Origin of the sequence: Lysinibacillus sp. A1 (assembly GCF_000801965.1) — a bacterium.
Lineage (GTDB): Bacteria > Bacillota > Bacilli > Bacillales_A > Planococcaceae > Lysinibacillus > Lysinibacillus fusiformis.
Genome location: NZ_JSZM01000011.1, coordinates 83,114 through 101,802 on the forward strand (window position 1 = coordinate 83,114; position 18,689 = coordinate 101,802).

23 protein-coding genes are annotated in these 18,689 nt (G+C 39.9%); 11 read left to right on the forward strand and 12 right to left on the reverse strand.

Going from position 1 to position 18,689, the window contains the following annotated elements:
* The first annotated feature begins 378 nt into the window (after nucleotides 1-378).
* Genes crcB through PI85_RS08170 form a run of 3 tightly spaced genes read left to right on the forward strand, consistent with a single transcriptional unit; the run spans nucleotide 379 to nucleotide 1,429 of the window.
* A complete protein-coding gene (gene crcB / locus PI85_RS08160; RefSeq protein ID WP_036126612.1) occupies nucleotides 379-741 on the forward strand; it encodes a fluoride efflux transporter CrcB in 363 nt (120 codons plus the stop codon).
* A complete protein-coding gene (locus tag PI85_RS08165) occupies nucleotides 738-1,067 on the forward strand; it encodes a CrcB family protein (protein WP_036126614.1) in 330 nt (109 codons plus the stop codon). Before crcB ends, PI85_RS08165 begins: the two co-directional genes overlap by 4 nt.
* A gap of 14 nt (nucleotides 1,068-1,081) precedes the next feature.
* Complete coding sequence (locus PI85_RS08170) at nucleotides 1,082-1,429, forward strand: hypothetical protein (protein WP_036126616.1); 348 nt, start codon at nucleotides 1,082-1,084, stop codon at nucleotides 1,427-1,429.
* Nucleotides 1,430-1,458: 29 nt separating this feature from the next.
* Here the strand turns inward: PI85_RS08170 and PI85_RS08175 are convergent, their stop codons facing one another.
* The 3 genes from PI85_RS08175 to PI85_RS08190 all read right to left on the reverse strand — a co-directional run bounded on the left by PI85_RS08175 (nucleotide 1,459) and on the right by PI85_RS08190 (nucleotide 4,017).
* Nucleotides 1,459-2,160, reverse strand: coding sequence for an NAD-dependent deacylase (locus PI85_RS08175; protein ID WP_036126617.1), 702 nt, complete (start codon nucleotides 2,158-2,160; stop codon nucleotides 1,459-1,461).
* Nucleotides 2,161-2,261: 101 nt separating this feature from the next.
* On the reverse strand, nucleotides 2,262-2,855 hold the full coding sequence (locus tag PI85_RS08180) for a trimeric intracellular cation channel family protein (protein WP_036126618.1): 594 nt from the start codon (nucleotides 2,853-2,855) through the stop codon (nucleotides 2,262-2,264).
* A gap of 241 nt (nucleotides 2,856-3,096) precedes the next feature.
* On the reverse strand, nucleotides 3,097-4,017 hold the full coding sequence (locus PI85_RS08190) for a helix-turn-helix transcriptional regulator (RefSeq protein ID WP_036126619.1): 921 nt from the start codon (nucleotides 4,015-4,017) through the stop codon (nucleotides 3,097-3,099).
* Between the two features lie 158 nt (nucleotides 4,018-4,175).
* On the opposite strand from PI85_RS08190, the gene modA reads away from it, so the two are divergent.
* Entirely contained in the window at nucleotides 4,176-4,961 is a 786-nt protein-coding gene (gene modA, locus PI85_RS08195) for a molybdate ABC transporter substrate-binding protein (RefSeq protein ID WP_036126621.1), read from the forward strand.
* 3 nt (nucleotides 4,962-4,964) lie between these two features.
* Nucleotides 4,965-5,621, forward strand: a complete 657-nt coding sequence (gene modB, locus PI85_RS08200; RefSeq protein WP_036126622.1) for a molybdate ABC transporter permease subunit — start codon at nucleotides 4,965-4,967, stop codon at nucleotides 5,619-5,621.
* A gap of 37 nt (nucleotides 5,622-5,658) precedes the next feature.
* Here the strand turns inward: modB and moaD are convergent, their stop codons facing one another.
* From moaD to PI85_RS08225, 5 genes are read right to left on the reverse strand one after another with little or no spacing between them, the layout of a single operon-like run.
* Nucleotides 5,659-5,892, reverse strand: a complete 234-nt coding sequence (gene moaD / locus PI85_RS08205; RefSeq protein ID WP_036126624.1) for a molybdopterin converting factor subunit 1 — start codon at nucleotides 5,890-5,892, stop codon at nucleotides 5,659-5,661.
* On the reverse strand, nucleotides 5,889-6,365 hold the full coding sequence (locus PI85_RS08210) for a molybdenum cofactor biosynthesis protein MoaE (RefSeq protein ID WP_036126627.1): 477 nt from the start codon (nucleotides 6,363-6,365) through the stop codon (nucleotides 5,889-5,891). The genes moaD and PI85_RS08210 overlap by 4 nt, the downstream gene beginning before the upstream one ends.
* Nucleotides 6,362-6,886 carry a molybdopterin-guanine dinucleotide biosynthesis protein B gene (mobB, locus tag PI85_RS08215; RefSeq protein WP_082011553.1) on the reverse strand — a complete coding sequence of 175 codons (525 nt, stop codon included), beginning with the start codon at nucleotides 6,884-6,886 and terminating at the stop codon, nucleotides 6,362-6,364. Before mobB ends, PI85_RS08210 begins: the two co-directional genes overlap by 4 nt.
* Nucleotides 6,850-8,139, reverse strand: a complete 1,290-nt coding sequence (gene glp / locus PI85_RS08220) for a gephyrin-like molybdotransferase Glp (RefSeq protein ID WP_036126631.1) — start codon at nucleotides 8,137-8,139, stop codon at nucleotides 6,850-6,852. The genes mobB and glp overlap by 37 nt, the downstream gene beginning before the upstream one ends.
* A 13-nt stretch (nucleotides 8,140-8,152) precedes the next feature.
* The gene (locus tag PI85_RS08225) at nucleotides 8,153-9,169 is read right to left on the reverse strand and encodes a thiazole biosynthesis adenylyltransferase ThiF (RefSeq protein WP_036126633.1); all 1,017 of its coding nucleotides are present in this window, start codon (nucleotides 9,167-9,169) and stop codon (nucleotides 8,153-8,155) included.
* 175 nt (nucleotides 9,170-9,344) lie between these two features.
* Between PI85_RS08225 and PI85_RS08230 the strand changes: the two genes are divergently transcribed.
* Genes PI85_RS08230 through moaC form a run of 3 tightly spaced genes read left to right on the forward strand, consistent with a single transcriptional unit; the run spans nucleotide 9,345 to nucleotide 10,901 of the window.
* Complete coding sequence (locus PI85_RS08230; RefSeq protein WP_036126635.1) at nucleotides 9,345-9,839, forward strand: molybdenum cofactor biosynthesis protein B; 495 nt, start codon at nucleotides 9,345-9,347, stop codon at nucleotides 9,837-9,839.
* Nucleotides 9,836-10,426 carry a molybdenum cofactor guanylyltransferase gene (locus PI85_RS08235; protein WP_036126637.1) on the forward strand — a complete coding sequence of 197 codons (591 nt, stop codon included), beginning with the start codon at nucleotides 9,836-9,838 and terminating at the stop codon, nucleotides 10,424-10,426. The genes PI85_RS08230 and PI85_RS08235 overlap by 4 nt, the downstream gene beginning before the upstream one ends.
* Nucleotides 10,419-10,901, forward strand: a complete 483-nt coding sequence (gene moaC, locus PI85_RS08240) for a cyclic pyranopterin monophosphate synthase MoaC (RefSeq protein ID WP_036126639.1) — start codon at nucleotides 10,419-10,421, stop codon at nucleotides 10,899-10,901. Before PI85_RS08235 ends, moaC begins: the two co-directional genes overlap by 8 nt.
* 46 nt (nucleotides 10,902-10,947) lie before the next feature.
* On the opposite strand, the gene moaA is transcribed toward moaC, so the two are convergent.
* From moaA to PI85_RS08255, 3 genes are read right to left on the reverse strand one after another with little or no spacing between them, the layout of a single operon-like run.
* Nucleotides 10,948-11,964, reverse strand: a complete 1,017-nt coding sequence (moaA, locus tag PI85_RS08245; RefSeq protein ID WP_036126641.1) for a GTP 3',8-cyclase MoaA — start codon at nucleotides 11,962-11,964, stop codon at nucleotides 10,948-10,950.
* A complete protein-coding gene (gene fdhD / locus PI85_RS08250; protein WP_036126642.1) occupies nucleotides 11,965-12,783 on the reverse strand; it encodes a formate dehydrogenase accessory sulfurtransferase FdhD in 819 nt (272 codons plus the stop codon).
* A gap of 13 nt (nucleotides 12,784-12,796) precedes the next feature.
* Complete coding sequence (locus PI85_RS08255) at nucleotides 12,797-13,144, reverse strand: DUF2294 domain-containing protein (RefSeq protein ID WP_031416179.1); 348 nt, start codon at nucleotides 13,142-13,144, stop codon at nucleotides 12,797-12,799.
* Nucleotides 13,145-13,723: 579 nt separating this feature from the next.
* Here PI85_RS08255 and fdhF point away from each other — a divergent pair.
* The 3 genes from fdhF to PI85_RS08270 are packed head-to-tail and all read left to right on the forward strand — an operon-like array spanning nucleotide 13,724 to nucleotide 18,202.
* Complete coding sequence (gene fdhF, locus PI85_RS08260; protein WP_036126645.1) at nucleotides 13,724-16,660, forward strand: formate dehydrogenase subunit alpha; 2,937 nt, start codon at nucleotides 13,724-13,726, stop codon at nucleotides 16,658-16,660.
* 4 nt (nucleotides 16,661-16,664) lie between these two features.
* Nucleotides 16,665-17,144 (forward strand): DUF1641 domain-containing protein, encoded by a 480-nt coding sequence (locus PI85_RS08265; RefSeq protein ID WP_036126646.1) that lies wholly within the window; start codon nucleotides 16,665-16,667, stop codon nucleotides 17,142-17,144.
* Nucleotides 17,145-17,155: 11 nt separating this feature from the next.
* Nucleotides 17,156-18,202 (forward strand): Mrp/NBP35 family ATP-binding protein, encoded by a 1,047-nt coding sequence (locus PI85_RS08270; protein ID WP_036126649.1) that lies wholly within the window; start codon nucleotides 17,156-17,158, stop codon nucleotides 18,200-18,202.
* Nucleotides 18,203-18,292: 90 nt separating this feature from the next.
* Here PI85_RS08270 and PI85_RS08275 read toward each other — a convergent pair whose 3' ends face one another.
* Complete coding sequence (locus PI85_RS08275; protein ID WP_008178582.1) at nucleotides 18,293-18,580, reverse strand: hypothetical protein; 288 nt, start codon at nucleotides 18,578-18,580, stop codon at nucleotides 18,293-18,295.
* Between the last annotated feature and the right edge of the window lie 109 nt (nucleotides 18,581-18,689).

The window sequence follows — 18,689 nt, forward strand, 5'->3', positions numbered from 1 at the left end:
TATTTAGTTATTTATTATTTAGTTATTTATTATTTAGTAGTGGCGGGTTTTCCGTTACTGGTTTAGCCGTTTACGGATAACCCGTAAGCGGTGATTTTTGCATGTATTGCCTGTACCTCTTTTTTAGCTAGCCACTAGACTCCAAATTTTCTCAAACCTACCGCAAATCTATGTTTATATACTATATTTATATATTATATCGTTACAGCATAATCACTCACCCCTTCTATAGCACGATCTATCAACTATATATATAGGTAAACACCATCTAGGGACATTTTCGGTCATTTATTGAATTTCCCACTATCGAATATTTCTAAAATTTTCTTCTCGTGATACACTTTTTAATAATAGTCATTTAAGTAAGGGGTCTTTACATTGAAATCATTTTTCACTGTTGGGATTGGCGGCATTATTGGAGCCATTTGCCGATATGGCCTGAGTCTTGCCGTTCCAAACTCGGAAGGTTTTCCATCCACAACATTATGTATAAATTTACTTGGCTGCTTTTGCCTAGCATGGCTTTTCACTACTTTTACAAAGCGCACACCCGTTGTACTTGGGATTGGCACTGGTTTTTGTGGGGCCTTTACTACCTATTCAACATTTTCCTTAGAGACATTATTACTCGTTCAACAAAATGAGTGGCTCCTAGCAGTTCTCTATGTTGTCATAAGTGTTGTAGGCGGTTTAATATGCGCCTGGTTGGGCATTCGTCTTGCAAGGGGGCGACTGGCATGATTTTTGTTGGGATTGGTGGATTTTTTGGCGCCTTTTTAAGGTTTTATTTAGGCAAACTATTGGCCCATCCGTATCCGTGGGCAACTTTTATTATCAATTGTACAGGTTCCTTTGCACTCGGTCTTGTTTTTGCCCTCCATCTCAGTGATTGGTTATGGCAGCTAATTGGCATTGGCTTTTTAGGAGCTTATACAACATTTTCGACTTTTGGATTTGAATCATTACAGTTAATTGAACAGCAAAAATGGGGGCAAGTAATAAGCTATATCGCTAGTACCCTGCTGTTTGGCATATTATTTGCCACCATTGGTTATTTTGCCGTGTAAAAGAGGTGATAGGAATGACACAGCCATCCAATGAGCTACTACAAGAATTAGAACTTGAGATTGAACATGTACTCTATACCCTGATCGACCTAGAATTAGCAGAAAATTATGCGGCGATGAACATACAATTTGCTCAACTACTTGCAAAGATTCAGACAGCACAACTCATCGACTATAAGCTTGATGTTCTCGTAGAGCCCCAAGCCTTTGCTACGGAAACTTGTATTCTACTACAAAGCTTAATTGAAGCGAAGGCAAGGCCCAATAAGCGGCATAGATTATTAACACATCGTATGATATTAAAAATATGGTTACGGAAAAATCAACGCTTCATGAAAGAATTTTTACCGCAAATGTTTTAGGCGCCCCTTAGCTTACAAGGGCGCCTTTTTTAGATGGGTATTTGTTGTAACACTTCTTTAATTTTGCCCTCAATGACCAAATCAAATGGCACTGTATGCTGAGAGGTATCCAAATTGATGTAGACGGTCTTTCCTTTTGTCATCATTGGAAGCTGGTTCACCGGATATACTTCGAGGCTCGTTCCAATCACTAGGACAAGCTCGGCTCTTTTTATTGCCTCCATGACTATATGCCAGCTTTTTTGTGGTAAGCTTTCCCCAAAAAGCACAACATTTGGACGCAATGTACCACCGCATTGTGGGCAACTGGCTTTACGCTTAAAGTCATCTATAAAGGCAGCCTGCTGGCAACGATGACAACGGATGGACCGTATCGAGCCATGCAATTCCTCTACATTTTGACTTCCCGCTAATTGGTGAAACCCATCTACGTTTTGAGTCGCCACTAAGGATACGATACCCCTTTGTTCCCAATCAGCTAAAATAGAATGACCTTCATGAGGCGCTGCTTTGTCTAATGTTTCAATACGTAGTTTATAAAATTCATGAAATAAAGCATAATTCTCTGTCAATGCTTCTGTAGTCGCTACAGTTCTGGGATCAATATGATTCCACCACCCTGACACTGAGCGAAAATCGGGAATCCCACTTTCTGTTGACATGCCAGCTCCCGTTAAAATCACTGTATTCTTTGAGGATTGTAACCACTTACCCAACTTCTCAATTGACATGTTGTCTTGCCTCCATTCTTCGTTCAGCCTAGAAAAAAAGCTTCTACAACTATCTACTTCGACAATGCTCCTATTTTCCCTGTAAATGACTAGTACATAAACTAGGAAGTTTGTTTAGTAAGAAACTTCAATTTATTATTCACAGATAACATTCGAATGACCACAATGAAAATAACGATAACTGATAATTCAAGCGGACTGCTCCACCCTGCCCAAATACAAAGCCCACAGACAAATGTTAAGGCGGCATGAATCTCTTCTCTTAATGCAAGAGGCGTTCTACCAGCCAATAAATCCCGTATCATGCCACCGCCAACACCCGTAAACATAGAAGCTATAATAATGATCCCTAGATCGTGATCTAGGCTTTTGGCTAATAATCCACCCTGTATTGCGAAAGAAGCAAGACCAATTGAATCAAAGAAATAGCCCCAGCGATTCCAGTGATGTATCCAATTTCTTTTCACAAATAAAATAGTTGTCAGCGTCACTAAAACGACTAGTAAGGATTGTCGCTCCCATATATCGGACACAGGTATGTCAAGTACAACGTTGCGAATAATGGACCCACCATAAGAGGTTGTTAGGCCGAGTACAAATATACCAATAAAAGAGTATTTGGCCTGTAAGGCGACAAATGCGCCGCTAATTGCATAGGCAATAATGCCAATAATGTGTAATACTGTCCACGTCATCTGATCCAACTCCTTTTGTTTACAGCAAAAAGCCCACCATAAAATAGTTGCGCATCTTTGACGCCAACTATTTTATGGTGGGCTAATATCCTAGCAGTTTTACCTACTAAATTATCCATCTCACCAAATCTTCATTTGAAATTTCATAGACGTTCTGCAATGTACAGAAAACACAACGACCATAAAATTTCCAAGTAAAATTGTAATCCATTTATGCTAGAAATACAAACGATAATTTCAGTTACAGTGTTTCATAGATGACCTGACCCATTTGAGAAACATCATAATCTCCTAATGCGGCCACTTCAGATTGGAAATCTGCTGACGTCAAAATCTCCTTCACCGTATCAATTAATTGTTGATTGTCAGGTGTTTTTAACAGCACAATATCATAGCGCTCTCTAATAACAGGAATAAAATCAACGTTTACTAGTTTAGCAATTTTCTCAACCCCTATGCCAACATCTGCATGCCCATTTGCTACAGCCGATGCGACATCGAGATGGCTCATTTCTTCTTTGTCATAGCCATCAATCGTAGAAGGAGCTATGTGATGAATACGTAATTGCTCATCTAATAAAGTACGTGCACCCGATCCTTTCTCACGATTGATGAGCGTAAATGACTTGGTCTTAAAGTCTTTAAAGGATTCTAGTTGGAGAGGATTTCCTTGCTGAACATAGAAACCTGCTCTACGGGACACTACATTAATGAGCAAAAAAGGATGGCTCACAAAAATCTTTTTTACATAGGGTGTATTGTAGTCTCCTGTGTCCCCATCAAACATATGTAAACTGGCAATATCGCATTCTCCGTTATACATCGCCATGATACCATTAAAACTACCTTCATGAGATCTCAATACTTTACTAGACTGTCTTTTTTCCATGTATTTTGCTAATACATCTAACACTACATCTTGTCCACTAATAATTATTTTTGGAAGTTTTTTTGTTTGGCTGGCTCCTACTGGCGTCGATGCGGCATTACCTGTCTTACGTTTTTGTATATAGCCCTGTAAATCAGCACGGTCCACCCTCATTTGGCGTCCTACTCGGAAAACGGGCAAATCTCCTTTTTTCACTAAATCATAGACCGTTAATTTCGAAACCTTTAATAATTGTGCAACCTCTTCAATTGTATAGGATTGTTCTTGTGACATATCATTCTCCTCCTATAAGCCTCTTCTTACATGGTAACTTATTTATTTACGTGTGAACATCTTGAAATTTTCTACCAATTACAGGTTTCTTTTTCACTTATAACTTATTATAATTAGTTATGTCTTGTTATAACGAGTTATAAAAGGAGAAAAATAAAGTGAAAAAATTTTATAGTTTCTTTGCATCCATACTCATTCTAGTTGGTCTATTAGCTGCTTGTGGAAACGAAGAAAATGATCCGCAAGTAAAAGAGCCGATTGAATTAACCATTTCTGCGGCTGCTAGTTTACAAGATGCCCTAGAAGAACTAAAAACAACATATGAAAAAGAACACGATACAATTAAAATCCTCTATAACTTTGGAGGTTCAGGCGCATTACAGCAACAAATTTTACAGGGTGCTCCTGCAGATCTTTTCTTTTCGGCAGCCGAAGATAAATTCAATGCGCTTGTAGAAAAAGAGATGATTGATCCTAATCAAGGAGTGGATCTTTTAGCAAATGAATTAGTATTAATCGTTCCTAAAAAAAATGACAAACAAATCCAATCCTTTGAAGATTTAAAACAAGCAGGAAAAATTGCACTCGGTACACCTGAAACAGTGCCTGCGGGGCAATACGGTGTGGAAACATTAAAAAATATGCAACTGTGGGAGTCACTTGAATCCAAGGTAGTATACACAAAAGACGTACGCCAAGTCCTTACTTATAGCGAAACAGAAAATGTAGATGCAGGAATTGTTTATAAAACAGATGCGCTTGTATCGAATAAGGTCGAAGTCGTTGCAACTGCAGATGATCAAACCCACACACCAATTATTTATCCTGTTGGTGTCATTAAAAATAGTAAGCATGTACAAGAGGCTGAAGATTTTTATCATTTCTTACAAAGTGATGAGGCAATGGAAGTCTTTAAAAAGTATGGGTTTAAAGGAGTGCAATAAAGGATGGGTACCGATTTTTGGTCTCCCCTTAGGCTTTCGATAGAAATTGCCTTTGTTGCCGGTATTATTGCTATATTGGCAGGAATTTTACTGGGCAAATGGATGGCGACCCATCATTTTAAGGGGAAGTTATTACTGGAAACGGTTTTGCTGATGCCCTTAGTATTACCTCCAACTGTAGTAGGTTTCCTGCTCATCGTTATATTTGGCAAGAATAGCTTATTAGGAAATTTAATTATTTGGCTTTTTGATCAGCCTGTCATGTTTACATGGTGGGCAGCCGTCATCGCCTCTACCATCGTTGCCTTTCCATTAATGTATCAATCGGCCAAAACGGGCTTTTCTTCGATTGATTGCGATATTGAACATGCAGCACGAGTGGATGGGGCTAACGAATGGCAAGTCTTTATGTTCATTTCCATTCCACTTGCATTAAAGGCTCTTGTTTCAGGAGGAATTTTGAGCTTCACTCGTGCATTAGGTGAGTTTGGGGCTACGTTAATGTTTGCGGGTAATATTCCAGGGAAAACCCAAACAACGCCATTGGCTATTTATATGGCCATTGATTCGGGGAACATGACCCTTGCCTGGACATGGGTTTTGTGCATGATCGCTATTTCTTTCCTAATGCTTCTTAGCATTCATATTCTAAAAGTATAAAAGAGGTAGCTGGTTTAAACCAGCCACCTCTTTTTCGTCATCCCCCACTAATAGGTGGAATAAAGGCGATTGTGTCACCCGATTTAACAATGGTTGTATCCGTTGCAAATTCCTCATTAATGGCTGTCATCATTTGCTGCAATGTCAATTGAGGATAATGCTGTTCCATCCATTCTTTTACGTGAGCAACCGTCACGTCTGACAGTTCTACTGATAGTGTTGACGCACCAATCGCTTCTTGTAAATGAGCAAATAATAAGATATTAATCACAATTTCCCCTCCTCATCAATCGCCGGTTTTCCTTCAGGATACGGGACGTTTTCTAATTGATCCCCGATCCATTGTGTACCATCTTCCCAATGTTCTTTTTTCCAAATGGGCACAATCTGTTTAATGCGGTCAATTGCATATTCATTTGCCAAATAGGCTACTTTTCGATGTGGGGATGATACCGCAATGACTACGGCAATATCCGTAATATCCAATCGCCCTACACGATGTGTAATCGCTATTTTTGCTTCTGGCCATTGCTGCTTTAGTTCCTGTGCAATTTGCTCAAACATTTTAATTGCCATAGCTGGGTATGCTTGATATTCCAAGTACAAAGTTTTCTTACCTTGTGTGATTTCACGTACAGTTCCGATGAACAGCGTAATCGCTCCAGCGTTTCGACTAAGTACTTTGTGCCGTACTTCCTCCACATCAATCGGCTTATCAATAATTTCAAACATGGCTGTCGTCATAGTTTTTCCCTCATTTCATTCAACAAAAACTCCATATATTCTGTTTCTTCATTAATAGAAAAGCTTGGAATCCTTAGGTTTTGATCAATTGGATAGCTCGGCCAATAAATTACACAAAGGATATTAGACATTTGTTGTAGTAACAGATGGTCCTGTGCTGTTCGTAGTAATACGACCTTTGGGTAATGTTCTCTTTTATATCCCTCAATCAAAATAATATCCATTGAAAAATTAGCATAAATCGCAAGTATATCAGCAAGCTGCCAACTATGTTGATGAATACTTAACCGTAAAGTTCCTTCCCCTTCTACTGCTGAAACACGAGCACCTGCCTGTTCGTGTCGGTTACTATCCTTCGAAGAATTTTCTACCGGCGCTCCACCATGCCCATGATGCTTAATGGTCCCTACTCGTAGCCCTTCTGTCGTGGCTTGCTTGATTAATTGCTCCATCAAAGTCGTTTTTCCGCTATTTTGATAGCCAACTATCTGTATGATTTTTCGATGTTGTTCCAAGGCCACTCACTTCCTCGCAAATCTTCTAGCAATAAAACTGCTACCTGCATGTCTTTTTCATAGCCGCGGGAGCCACCAGGTAAGACAATAAATGCATTAGCTGACGCTAAAGACGAAACGGCACTCGATTTATCAAAACCAGATGGTACAGCCACTAGCTGACCATCTTCATAGTATGCTCGAGCTCTTACAAAGCGAGTGAATGGATTGGGCTTTGTAAAATCTGCCCCTAAAATAGCTTGCTCTCTGCGGACATGTGGCTGTTGATTGCCAAATGCCGTGCGAATAATAGGGCGTACAAATAGCTCAAAGCCTACATAGCATGCTGAAGGATTACCGGAAAGTCCAAATAATAATTGATCATTTCTGGCAGCAACTGTTGTTACACTCCCTGGACGCATCGCCACCTTATTAAATAATACCTTAGCGTCGATAGCTTGATAGATAGCCGGTAAATAATCATAATCTCCAACGGAAACGCCTCCCGTTGTCAGTAAAATATCGACTTCCTGTAATGCATTTTCAACGATACGAATACATAAATCAAGATCGTCGCTAAATTTGCCAAAGTATCGAACTTCTGCACCTGTTCGTTCGATTTGTGCCATGATCATATAAGCATTGCTATTTCGAATTTTTCCTGGCTGTAAAGATTCCTCTGGCTCTAGTAACTCACTACCAGTGGCAATGACACCTACCACTAATTTACGGAATACAGGCACTTGCGCATAGCCAAATGTAGCTAGTAAGGCCATGACACCGGGGTTAATATATTGTCCTCTTTCAATTAGAACCGTATGCTGCTGTACATCTTCACCTTTATAAGAAATATTAGTGCCCGCTGTAAACGCCCGTTTAATTGACATAAATGTTTGCTGATGTTCCACAAATGTCTGGGTTAATTCTAGCATTACAACTGCATCGCAACCTTTTGGTATTGGCGCCCCCGTCATAATGCGTACTGCTTGGCCATATCCAACTTCATCCTCGTAAACAAAGCCAGCACCAATTTCTCCAACGACTTGAAATATGGCTGGCTGTGCTGACGATGCTTCTTGACTATCGATAGAACGAATGGCATAGCCATCATAGGGGGATCGATCAAAGGCTGGTACATCATGATCGGCGACAATGTCCTCCGCAATAAAGCGTCCATATGCCTGTGATAATGGCACAAACTCCTTTTTGGCTTGAAAAGCATATTCCATTACACGATGTACAGCTTCTGACACTTGAATTGGTTGTCTCTTTTCTAACATTTGGCACACTCCTTTATCCTAACAAACGATAGTAAATGGTTTTTGCTTGTTGTATCTCCTGAATTCCATGAATCACTACACGCCCATCCTGAAAAATGACAATGCGATAATCTTCTGTTTGGCAAGATAGCAAATAAGGATTAATTTGAATATCTCCATACGAACGAAGCTGATCTGCCAACTGCTCTAAATTATAGTGAGTCGGATTTGGCGGTCGGATTTGTACTGCATCACGACCACAAAGCACCTCTAGTTTTGTTTGATTTTCATAAGCTAAAGATGGATACGTAGGGTGGTGACCACAGGTTGGACAATCATCCTGACGTATTTTATCTACGTTAATTTCATAATGTTGATTTTGCCAAACATCAAACGTCAAATAGCTTTTTCGTAACGCCTTTTCATCGCCCACTAGCAGTTTTAACACCTCTGCTACTTGATATGCCGCTACTATTTGGACAGTAGGGCTAATAATTCCTACTGTATCACAGGTCATCCCTGTTTGAGGCATGACCTTTAACAAACATCGTAAACATGGTGTTTTCCCTGGCACAATCGTATAGGTAGCCCCATAACTACTTACACAGGAACCGTACACCCATGGAATACGATGCTGTTGTGCAAGATCGTTCATCAAAAAGCGGACATCGAAATTATCAGTGGCATCTACCATGACATCTATATCGTCTAGCAACGGTAGCAATGATTCTGTACAGGCATCCATAATAGCAATATGAATGGCCACCTCTGCATTAATTTGTTGCAGTCGATTTTTGGCTGCGATCACTTTCGGCAATTTCTCTTGTGCATCTTCCTCCGTATACAATTGCTGTCTTTGCAAATTACTCCATTCCACATAATCTCGATCTATCAGCGTTAATTTTCCAACACCTGCACGCACGAGTGCTTCTGCACTAGCACTACCTAAGGCGCCAACCCCTATAATGAGGACATGTTTTTGTTTTATTGACTGCTGCCCTGTTTGTCCAATAGGGCTAAATAATTGTTGTCTCGAATATCTATTATTCATAAGTATTTTGCCTTTCCTTCTATGAATTTTCGTTTGACCTTTTCGTCGATAGCATTATAATAAAGTGAAACTTACTCAGAATATTTTTCTCTATTTCGTGCTCGTTCTTCACTTCATCAATCGAGCCTTTTTTGTAAAAAACTCCAATAACGCAAGAAAAGGAGGTCATTCTACCTTGCATCCTACACATCATCAACAACCCATTCATGCGGCCATTTTAACTGTGAGTGATACACGGACAAAGGCAGATGATTTAGCGGGTCAGCGCATTCATTCTTTACTTCAAGAGGCTGCTTTTGAAGTAGTTGACTACCAAATAACAAAGGATGAACCGCTTGAAATCTCAGAACTTATTTATCAATGGTGTAATCATGCCAACATCAATGCCATAATCGTCACTGGCGGAACTGGTTTTACACCAAGAGACCAAACCTACGACACCATTTTGCCTCTTTTTGAAAAAGAAATGATGGGATTCGGAGAAATATTTCGAACGTTAAGCTATGAGGAAATTGGTCCAAAAGCTATGTTTAGTCGGGCCACAGCTGGTTGCCGCCATCAAACGGCTATTTATGTTTTACCAGGTTCTACTAACGCTGTCACATTGGCCATGACCAAGCTTATTTTACCGACCGTACAACATTTTGTTGGCGAATTGAATCGCCTATGAACGTTGCTGGTGTTATCTTAGCTGGTGGTCAATCTTCTCGATATGGTCAACCGAAAATGTTTGAGACGTTTGCTGGGCTGCCATTATATAAGCACAGCCTCAACGCCCTCCAAGAAAATCAGCTAGCTCCTTTGGTGATTGCTACAAACGCTAGCCTGCAACCAAGGTTTGGCCCCGAGAATGTGCAATGGATTATAGAACAGCAGCCCCATCAAGGGCCACTTTTTGCCCTGTATCATATACTGGCAGCTTTTCCTGAGGTAGAATGGTTTTTTGTCGTCGCTAGTGATATGCCCTATATGAACGCACCGTTTGTTGAAGAGATGCTAGGCAATATAAATGATTCTTATGATGCGATTGTTCCAAAACAAAACTCACGCTACCAGCCATTAGCAGCCTTATATCGACGCACTGCCCTACCCTTGGCAAAACAATTGATGGAACAAAACAAACGGAGTATGAAAGTGCTTTTAGATCAGCTTCGTGTTTGTTATGTTCCTTTTAATGAGGACTGTCCAACATTTATTAATATCAATGCTCAACATGATTGGCTACAAACAGTTACAAAGGAGTCTAACAATGAATAATTTTACCCACTGGAACGAAGCAGGTCGTCCCAAAATGGTCGACATATCTGATAAAGAAATAACAACGCGTACAGCCATAGCACACAGTACCATTACATTATCCAATGAGGTCTATCAGGCCATCCAACAAGGTGGTATCAAGAAAGGTGACCCTACACAAGTCGCTCAAATTGCAGGAATTATGGGCGCTAAAAAAACGGCTGATATCATCCCTATGTGCCACCCTATTATGCTACAGGGCACGGATCTGCAATTTGACTATCAGAAAACGGATCTTGGTTATGAGCTACACATTCAAGCTACTGTCAAATGCAATGGAAAAACTGGTGTCGAAATGGAGGCTCTTACAGCTGTGTCCATCGCTGCCCTCACTTTTTACGACATGTGTAAAGCGGTAGATAAAACGATGGTCATTAAAGAAACCTATCTTGTAGAAAAAACAGGTGGAAAAAGCGGTACCTTTACGCATAAATAAACAGAAAAAATTCGGCATCTTGCCGATTTTTTTCTGTTTTTCATGTTTACCCTCCGATATGAGACATTTCAACTTTAGCCTTTTTCCTGTTTGCCATCGTCTGTTCATTCCGCTCGTCTGAATAGCGATCATTTCTTTCTGTCCAAACATTTTTTATACAATTAATAATTGCTGTATCATCTTGTCCTGATCTTAATAGCTCTCTTAAATCCGTACCTTCAGTAGCAAATAAACAAGTATATAATTTGCCCTCTGCTGAGAGGCGGGCACGTGAGCAAGAAGTGCAAAAAGAATCTGTGACGGATGATATAATACCAATCTCCCCTTGATTATCCTTGTATTGGTAACGTGTCGCCACTTCCCCTTGATAATTAGGTGCAATTGGTTGCAGCGGTGAATGCTGATGGATTTGCTCAACGATGTCTTTTTTGGCCAGCACGTCATCCATGCGCCAACCATTCGAATTCCCAACATCCATATACTCAATAAAGCGTAATATATGTTGTTTTTCCTTAAAGAATCGTGCCATTTCTAAAACATCCTGGTCATTTTTCCCTTTTTGAACAACCATATTAATTTTTACTTGTAAACCTGCTTCCGCTGCCTTTTCAATACCCTCTAACACCGTTGACACCTTCCCTCGATGTCCATTCATCTCAAAAAAACGCTCATCGTTTAGTGAATCTAAACTAATTGAAACACGGGATAAGCCTGCTTGTGCCAATGGCTGTGCATACTTTTTTAATAAAGTGCCATTTGTTGTTAAAGCGATATCCTCTACACCTTCTAGGCGATGAATTCGGGCAATTAATTCCGTTAAATGACGGCGTAATAAAGGCTCTCCACCTGTAATACGAACTTTTTTAACACCTAATGAGACGAAGATTTTGACTAATCTTTCAATCTCATCGAAGTTTAATATTTTATCAGACGGTAAAAATGCATAATCTGGACCAAATACTTCTGCTGGCATACAATAACGACAACGAAAATTACAGCGATCTGTCACGGATATTCTTAAATCTCTTAACGGTCTGTGTAGTTGATCTTGTAGATCCGTCATTTAATCTCCTTCTTTCCGTACATTCTGTGCTGGCATAATAATGCGTTCTGGATGTGTATAAATATTCAATGTTTGTTGTCGAATAAAGCCTACCGTCGTAATACCAAGTTGCTCAGCCAATTGCAAGGCTAATTCGGTTGGTGCCGATTTAGACAATACTATTTCACAGCCTATTTTAGATACCTTTAGTAATATTTCTGATGATATCCGTCCACTAAAAACAATAATTTTATCGTGCATGCTTATATTTTGACGTAAACAATAGCCGTAAATTTTATCTAGAGCATTATGGCGACCTATATCCATCCGACTTAAAACAATGCCATTGACATCGCATAGCGCTGCATTATGCACACCACCTGTTTTTTTAAATATATCAGCCGTTTCCTGCATGGCATGCATTAAACGAAAGCAATCTTCAGTCGTAATTTGTACATGAATATCTTCCATTTTTTTTGCTACTAAAGCATCGTTTGTGAAGACAAAGCCTTGTCGACTCATTCCACAGCAAGACGTTATATAGCGTTTGTTTTGCGTTTGCTGATAGTAAGGATTGATATGCTTGGTTTTAATGTGCACAAAGCCTTCTTGTTCTTGATGCCAAATATCCTCAATATCCTCGTAACTACGGATCACCCGTTCAGACGCTAAATAACCGATGACCATATCCTCGACATACTCTGGCGTACAAACCATTGTGACAAATTCTTGTTGATTAATTTTCACGGTCACTGCATATTCTGAGACAATTAAATCATCTATTTCCTTCACTTGCTGCCCTTCAACCCGCACAATCTTCCTCGTAACGGCCCTCTCCATAAGGCATCCTCCTTTATTCACTTATAGGCTTTTCAAAAACAAAGACGGAAATCGCAAAGTCCTCTTCAATTTTAATATCTGAAAATAGATGGAGTAATTTACTGCCCATTAATTCTTCCATGCCCTCCGGTGGCGATTGTGCGTATAAATCTTGAATCATGCTCGTCCTTGCGGCATGAACCATTTTCAATCCTTCGGGTGAACCCGCAATGAATTTTTCAGTTGGGGTTATATTCCCGTATAAAGTGGAGACAGCCATATTTTCAACAAAAACCGTATGAATACGTTCTGGACCTTTACCAAAAACTTCTTTTCGTAATTTACGAATCATATCGTTAAATTCATGAACTTTTTTAGACATCGTAATGATTCTCCCATCATCATTATACTTTTTTAGGCAATCACTATGGGGGTCACCCTTACAGTTTGTTAATCATATAGTAACTTTTAAAAAAATAAAAGGGAAAATGTTTTTGATCATCATTCTCATGTAAAAATATTTATGATTTATATTGTTCCTTTTGCGGCAAAGGGCTATAATAATAGCACAAATGGAATTTATGTATTTTGATCCCTATGTCGCATCTACTTAGAAATCGCATAGTGTTTATGAATATTTGAATTCTATTATGACCAAAAAATAAAGCTGATTGAGTTTTTAGCAAGGCCTGCTAAGAATTTTATCCACCATGAATGTATTAGCATGTCTTGGACGTGCCATTTCATGGTGGATTTTTTTATTTTTTAATCCGGGACATGGATAACTTGTTATGTTCTAACAATTACCCTATTTTGAGGTAGCTTCAAGGCCATTTGGGAATTACAATGATAACAAGACAATCTTTCCATCATTTATAAAAACTCGCAATGTAATTCCCTTTTGTCTTAAGCCGTAACAGGTTGTCCGAGTAGTCTCATAGTGTAAAAGGAGGAAGTTACCTTGACTCAAATTCATATTAATGGCGTAACGTACGATGTAAAAGAAGGAGCTACAATCCTTGATACCATTAATCAACATGACATCCCACATCCGCAAATTTGTCATGTACCTACCGTTGATCCAATCGAGACTTGTGATACATGTATCGTTGAGGTGAACGGCCAATTAGTTCGGTCATGCTCGACGAAGGCAGTTGATGGCATGGATATATTATTAACTTCTGACAAAGCAAAGGCGGCACAAACGGAAGCGATGGATCGTCTTCTTGAAAATCATTTATTGTATTGTACAGTTTGTGATAATAACAATGGGAATTGTACTTTACACAACACAGCCGAGTTAATGGAAATCGAGCATCAAAAATATCCATACAAACCAAAAGTGGAGCCACATGAAGTGGACATGTCACACCCATTTTATCGATATGATCCAAACCAATGTATCGCATGTGGACAATGTGTAGAGGTTTGTCAAAGTTTACAGGTGAATGAAACGCTATCTTTGGATTGGGAGGCAGAAAGACCTCGCGTAATTTGGGATACGGGTGTTGCGATTAATGATTCTTCCTGTGTCAGCTGCGGTCAATGTGTAACCGTTTGCCCATGTAATGCGTTAATGGAAAAATCCATGCTTGGAGAGGCTGGATTTATGACCGGTCTTAAACAGGATATGTTAGATCCAATGATCAGTTTGATAAAAGAAGTAGAGCCCGGCTATAGTGGTATCTTTGCTGTTTCTGAGGTGGAAGCAGCGATGCGTAGTAAACGGACGAAAAAGACAAAAACAGTTTGTACCTTCTGCGGTGTAGGCTGCTCGTTCGAAGTGTGGACAAAAGATCGTAAAATTTTAAAAGTACAACCTTCCGATGGTCCTGTAAATGCCATTTCTACTTGTGTCAAAGGGAAATTCGGTTGGGACTTTATCAACTCTGAAGAACGTATAACAAAGCCTTTAATCCGTAAAGACGATGCCTTCGTGGAATCTTCTTGGGAGGAAGCACTTGATTTAATTGCCACTAAGCTGGGGGGCATTCAACAACAATATGGCCCTGGCTCTGTTGGCTTTATCTCATCATCTAAAATTACCAACGAAGAAAATTACTTAATTCAAAAAATGGCACGTCAATTGTTTAAGACAAATGATGTTGATAATTGCTCCCGCTATTGCCAATCACCAGCGACGGACGGTTTATTGCGCACTGTAGGTATGGGTGGCGATGCAGGAACAATTAAAGATATTGCCAAGGCAGGTCTTGTCATTATTATTGGGGCTAATCCGGCTGAGGGTCATCCCGTTTTGGCTACTCGTGTCAAACGTGCCCATAAATTACATGGTCAGAAACTGATTGTTGCCGATATACGTAAACATGAAATGGCTGAGCGTTCAGACATATTTATGCGTCCGAAGCAAGGTACTGACCAAGTATGGTTAATGGCTGTAACCAAGTATATGATGGATCAAGGATGGCATGATGAAGCCTTCATTCAGGAAAATGTCCTACACTTGGATGATTTCAAACAAGTTCTTGAAAAATATACACTTGACTATGCACAAGAAATGACTGGTATTTCTAAAGAAACCATCATTCAGGTGGCAGAAATGATTCGTGACGCAGACGGCACTTGCGTTCTTTGGGGTATGGGCGTCACACAAAATACAGGTGGTTCTTATACATCGGCCGCCATTTCTAATTTACTTTTAGCAACTGGTAACTACCGTCGTCCAGGTGCAGGTGCCTACCCTCTTCGCGGTCATAATAATGTTCAAGGCGCATGTGATATGGGTACACTACCAAATCTATTGCCAGGCTATCAAAAAGTAACAGATGATGAAGCCCGTGCTAAATTTGAAAAAGCATATGGTGTCAATATTCAACCACAGCCAGGTCGTAACAATATGCAAATGTTAGATGCGATTATGGAAGGTAAAATGAAAGCGATGTATTTAGTAGGTGAAGATATGGCGCTTGTCGACTGCAATGCGAACCATGTAGATGAGGTGCTATCCCAATTAGACTTCTTTGTGGTCCAAGATTGTTTCCTTTCACGCACGGCACAGTATGCGGATGTCATTTTACCAGCTGCTCCTTCCCTTGAAAAAGAGGGTACATTCACTAATACAGAGCGTCGCGTTCAACGTCTCTATCAGGTTTTGCCGACACTTGGTGAGTCGAAGGCAGATTGGGAAATTCTACAGGCAGTTGCTCGTCGTCTTGGTGCTGACTGGCATTACAATCACCCAAGCGACATCTTCGACGAAATGGCTAGCCTTTCTCCCCTTTTCTCACAAGCCAACTATGATGTATTAGAGGGCTGGGGTAGCTTCTGCTGGGGTAGTCATGATGGGAAAGATACTCCTTTACTATATGAGGATGGATTTAACTTCCCTGATAAAAAGGCACGCTTTGCATTAAATGACTGGATGGAACCAGTTGAATTTGAGGCACAGTATGATTGCCATATTAATAACGGACGTATGCTTGAACACTTCCATGAAGGCAACTTAACGAATAAATCAAAGGGTATCCAATCAAAAGTTCCAGAGATTTTTGTAGAAGTATCACCCGAACTAGCGAAAGAACGAGGCATTGAGGATGGAGCCCTACTCCGTTTAGTATCGCCATATGGAGCTTTAAAGCTAAATGCTCTTGTTACAGATCGCGTGCAAGGTAACGAGCTATTCTTACCAATGAACTCTGTTAGCAAGGATTCCGCAATTAATTTTCTAACGGGTCCAGCCGCAGATGTGAATACGTCAACACCTGCCTATAAACAAACGAAAGTTCGAGTAGAAGTGTTAAAAGCAAAAGGAAAATCACCACTTCCTCGAACAAACCCACGCTATAAAAAGCGCCACCCTCAAAATGGCGTCGAGGTACAACGGAAATGGAATCGTCCTGGCTACGTTCACTTAACAACTACCAACGAAAGAGAGTGAGAGCATGGCTGTCCCGATTACAAGCATAAAAAAGCAACAATTTACGGAAGAACAACTAAAAGAACAAAAATTAGATAATCTAAAACAACTACTTTCTGATCATGAAGAAGCGGTTCAGCAAGTATTTACCATTATGGCAGAATTAAATGATATTGGTGCATTAGAAGCAGCTACTAAGTTACTTGAAGCGAAAGAGGATGTTGCGCATATAGCACTTGGACAATTAACACGAAAGCCTGTGACGAATATCATTAATAATTTGATGGGTGTTGCAGGAGCCTTGACAGAGCTAAATCCTGAAACAACAACAAAACTTATTGAAGGCTTAAATGCTGGGGTAGACGAAGCGAACAAAGCTCTAGAAACTGATGAAAAAGTGAGTGCTTTTAAGCTAGTTAAAATGTTAAATGATCCAGATGTTAATCGTGCACTCAATTTCGGTGTCCATTTCTTAAAAGGACTTGGTAAAGGCTTAAAAGATTAGGTGGTGCCTACATGTTAACGAAAGAAAATATACTAAACGCCTTGAAGCAGGTAGAAGATCCAGAGCTTCACCAAAGTATTATAGACTTAAATATGGTGCGTAATATTCAAATCAATGGTACACAAGTATCGCTTGATATCATTTTGACTATTGCTGGCTGCCCTTTAAAAGCAAAAATTCAGCAGGATGTGGAGGGGGCATTAAAAGCGATTGGTGTCTCCCCTGTTATCATTAGCTTTGGGGCAATGACTGAACAGGAACGTCGCACCTTAACCGCCTCTCTACAAGCGAAAAATGTGACAGATAAAGGGATGCCAAAAATGCTATTGCCCCATTCAGGTGTTCGATTTATTGCAGTAACTAGTGGTAAAGGTGGTGTTGGAAAGTCTACCGTAACGATCAACCTAGCTGTTGCTCTTGCTCGTCTTGGGAAACGTGTCGGTATTTTAGATGCAGATATTTACGGCTTCAGTATACCAACGATGATGAATGTTGACCAAAAACCGACCATGCTGGACCAAACTGCTATTCCCGTGATGGTTCATGGCGTCAAAATCATGTCGATGGGCTTTTTTACAAATGACAACCAGCCTGTCATGTGGCGTGGACCTATGCTCAATAAATGGATTCGAAATTTCCTGGTCAACACCCATTGGGGAGAATTAGATTATCTTCTCATCGATTTGCCACCCGGTACAGGCGATGTGGCAATTGATATGGCGGCGATGATTCCTCAAGCACAGGAAGTGATTGTCACAACACCGCATCTTGCTGCATCTCACGTCGCTTCCCGAGCAGGTTTAATGGCTCAACATACCAAGCACACCATACTTGGTGTCGTTGAAAATATGGCCTATTTTGAAGGGACAGATGGTCAAAAAAACTATCTTTTTGGACAAGGTGGAGCTGAGCAATTAGCCGAATTACTGCAAACTAATGTTTTAGCACATATTCCTTTTGCTCAGCCTGAAGAAAATACAGGCTCCTCCGTATACGATGCAGATACAATTATTGGTGAAGTGTTTACTCACCTAGCAGAAGATATACTCTATCAATAAAAAGAATCCCTTGATTTGCTTATACACAAATCAAGGGATTTTATTTTTCCCTGTTATTTTTTTCAAGCATTCACCGAATTTAACGGATCACTAATAGCCAGCCTTTTTTAATACTTGCATGAAATAAAAACGATACGTATTTTGGACAAAAGTATCTAATGGGAGCCCTACATTCACCTGATATTTTGTAAAAATAAAATAAAATCGTTTATCCCATTTTAATCGTAATAACTGTCCCGCCTCTTCACCATGCTTCTCTGTAAATTCCTCAATCAAAGGTTCAATCATCGCAAAGCAATAGTCTTTTAAATGCGCGAGAGCTTCGATATCTTTATCCCTTTGAAAGCGAATAATCCAATCTATTATTTGCTCATTCATTAGCTTACTCCATCCTTATTTTACAGAGTTTCTTCCTATTAAATTATACTCTTTTTTATGAGAAACGAATAATGCTTTCCTGAGCTAAATCATATTTCATCCCTCTGTC

Bases quoted from the DNA above. Each gene is read 5' to 3' on its own strand.
- PI85_RS08180 (WP_036126618.1), bottom strand. From the start codon at position 2,855: ATGACGTGGACAGTATTACACATTATTGGCATTATTGCCTATGCAATT.
- PI85_RS08270 (WP_036126649.1), top strand. From the start codon at position 17,156: ATGTTAACGAAAGAAAATATACTAAACGCCTTGAAGCAGGTAGAAGAT.
- PI85_RS08190 (WP_036126619.1), bottom strand. From the start codon at position 4,017: ATGTCACAAGAACAATCCTATACAATTGAAGAGGTTGCACAATTATTA.
- PI85_RS08265 (WP_036126646.1), top strand. From the start codon at position 16,665: ATGGCTGTCCCGATTACAAGCATAAAAAAGCAACAATTTACGGAAGAA.
- modB (WP_036126622.1), top strand. From the start codon at position 4,965: ATGGGTACCGATTTTTGGTCTCCCCTTAGGCTTTCGATAGAAATTGCC.
- PI85_RS08225 (WP_036126633.1), bottom strand. From the start codon at position 9,169: ATGAATAATAGATATTCGAGACAACAATTATTTAGCCCTATTGGACAA.
- PI85_RS08210 (WP_036126627.1), bottom strand. From the start codon at position 6,365: ATGACGACAGCCATGTTTGAAATTATTGATAAGCCGATTGATGTGGAG.
- moaC (WP_036126639.1), top strand. From the start codon at position 10,419: ATGAATAATTTTACCCACTGGAACGAAGCAGGTCGTCCCAAAATGGTC.
- PI85_RS08165 (WP_036126614.1), top strand. From the start codon at position 738: ATGATTTTTGTTGGGATTGGTGGATTTTTTGGCGCCTTTTTAAGGTTT.
- PI85_RS08275 (WP_008178582.1), bottom strand. From the start codon at position 18,580: ATGAATGAGCAAATAATAGATTGGATTATTCGCTTTCAAAGGGATAAA.
- PI85_RS08175 (WP_036126617.1), bottom strand. From the start codon at position 2,160: ATGTCAATTGAGAAGTTGGGTAAGTGGTTACAATCCTCAAAGAATACA.
- PI85_RS08170 (WP_036126616.1), top strand. From the start codon at position 1,082: ATGACACAGCCATCCAATGAGCTACTACAAGAATTAGAACTTGAGATT.
- PI85_RS08235 (WP_036126637.1), top strand. From the start codon at position 9,836: ATGAACGTTGCTGGTGTTATCTTAGCTGGTGGTCAATCTTCTCGATAT.
- fdhD (WP_036126642.1), bottom strand. From the start codon at position 12,783: ATGGAGAGGGCCGTTACGAGGAAGATTGTGCGGGTTGAAGGGCAGCAA.
- PI85_RS08255 (WP_031416179.1), bottom strand. From the start codon at position 13,144: ATGTCTAAAAAAGTTCATGAATTTAACGATATGATTCGTAAATTACGA.
- glp (WP_036126631.1), bottom strand. From the start codon at position 8,139: ATGTTAGAAAAGAGACAACCAATTCAAGTGTCAGAAGCTGTACATCGT.
- moaA (WP_036126641.1), bottom strand. From the start codon at position 11,964: ATGACGGATCTACAAGATCAACTACACAGACCGTTAAGAGATTTAAGA.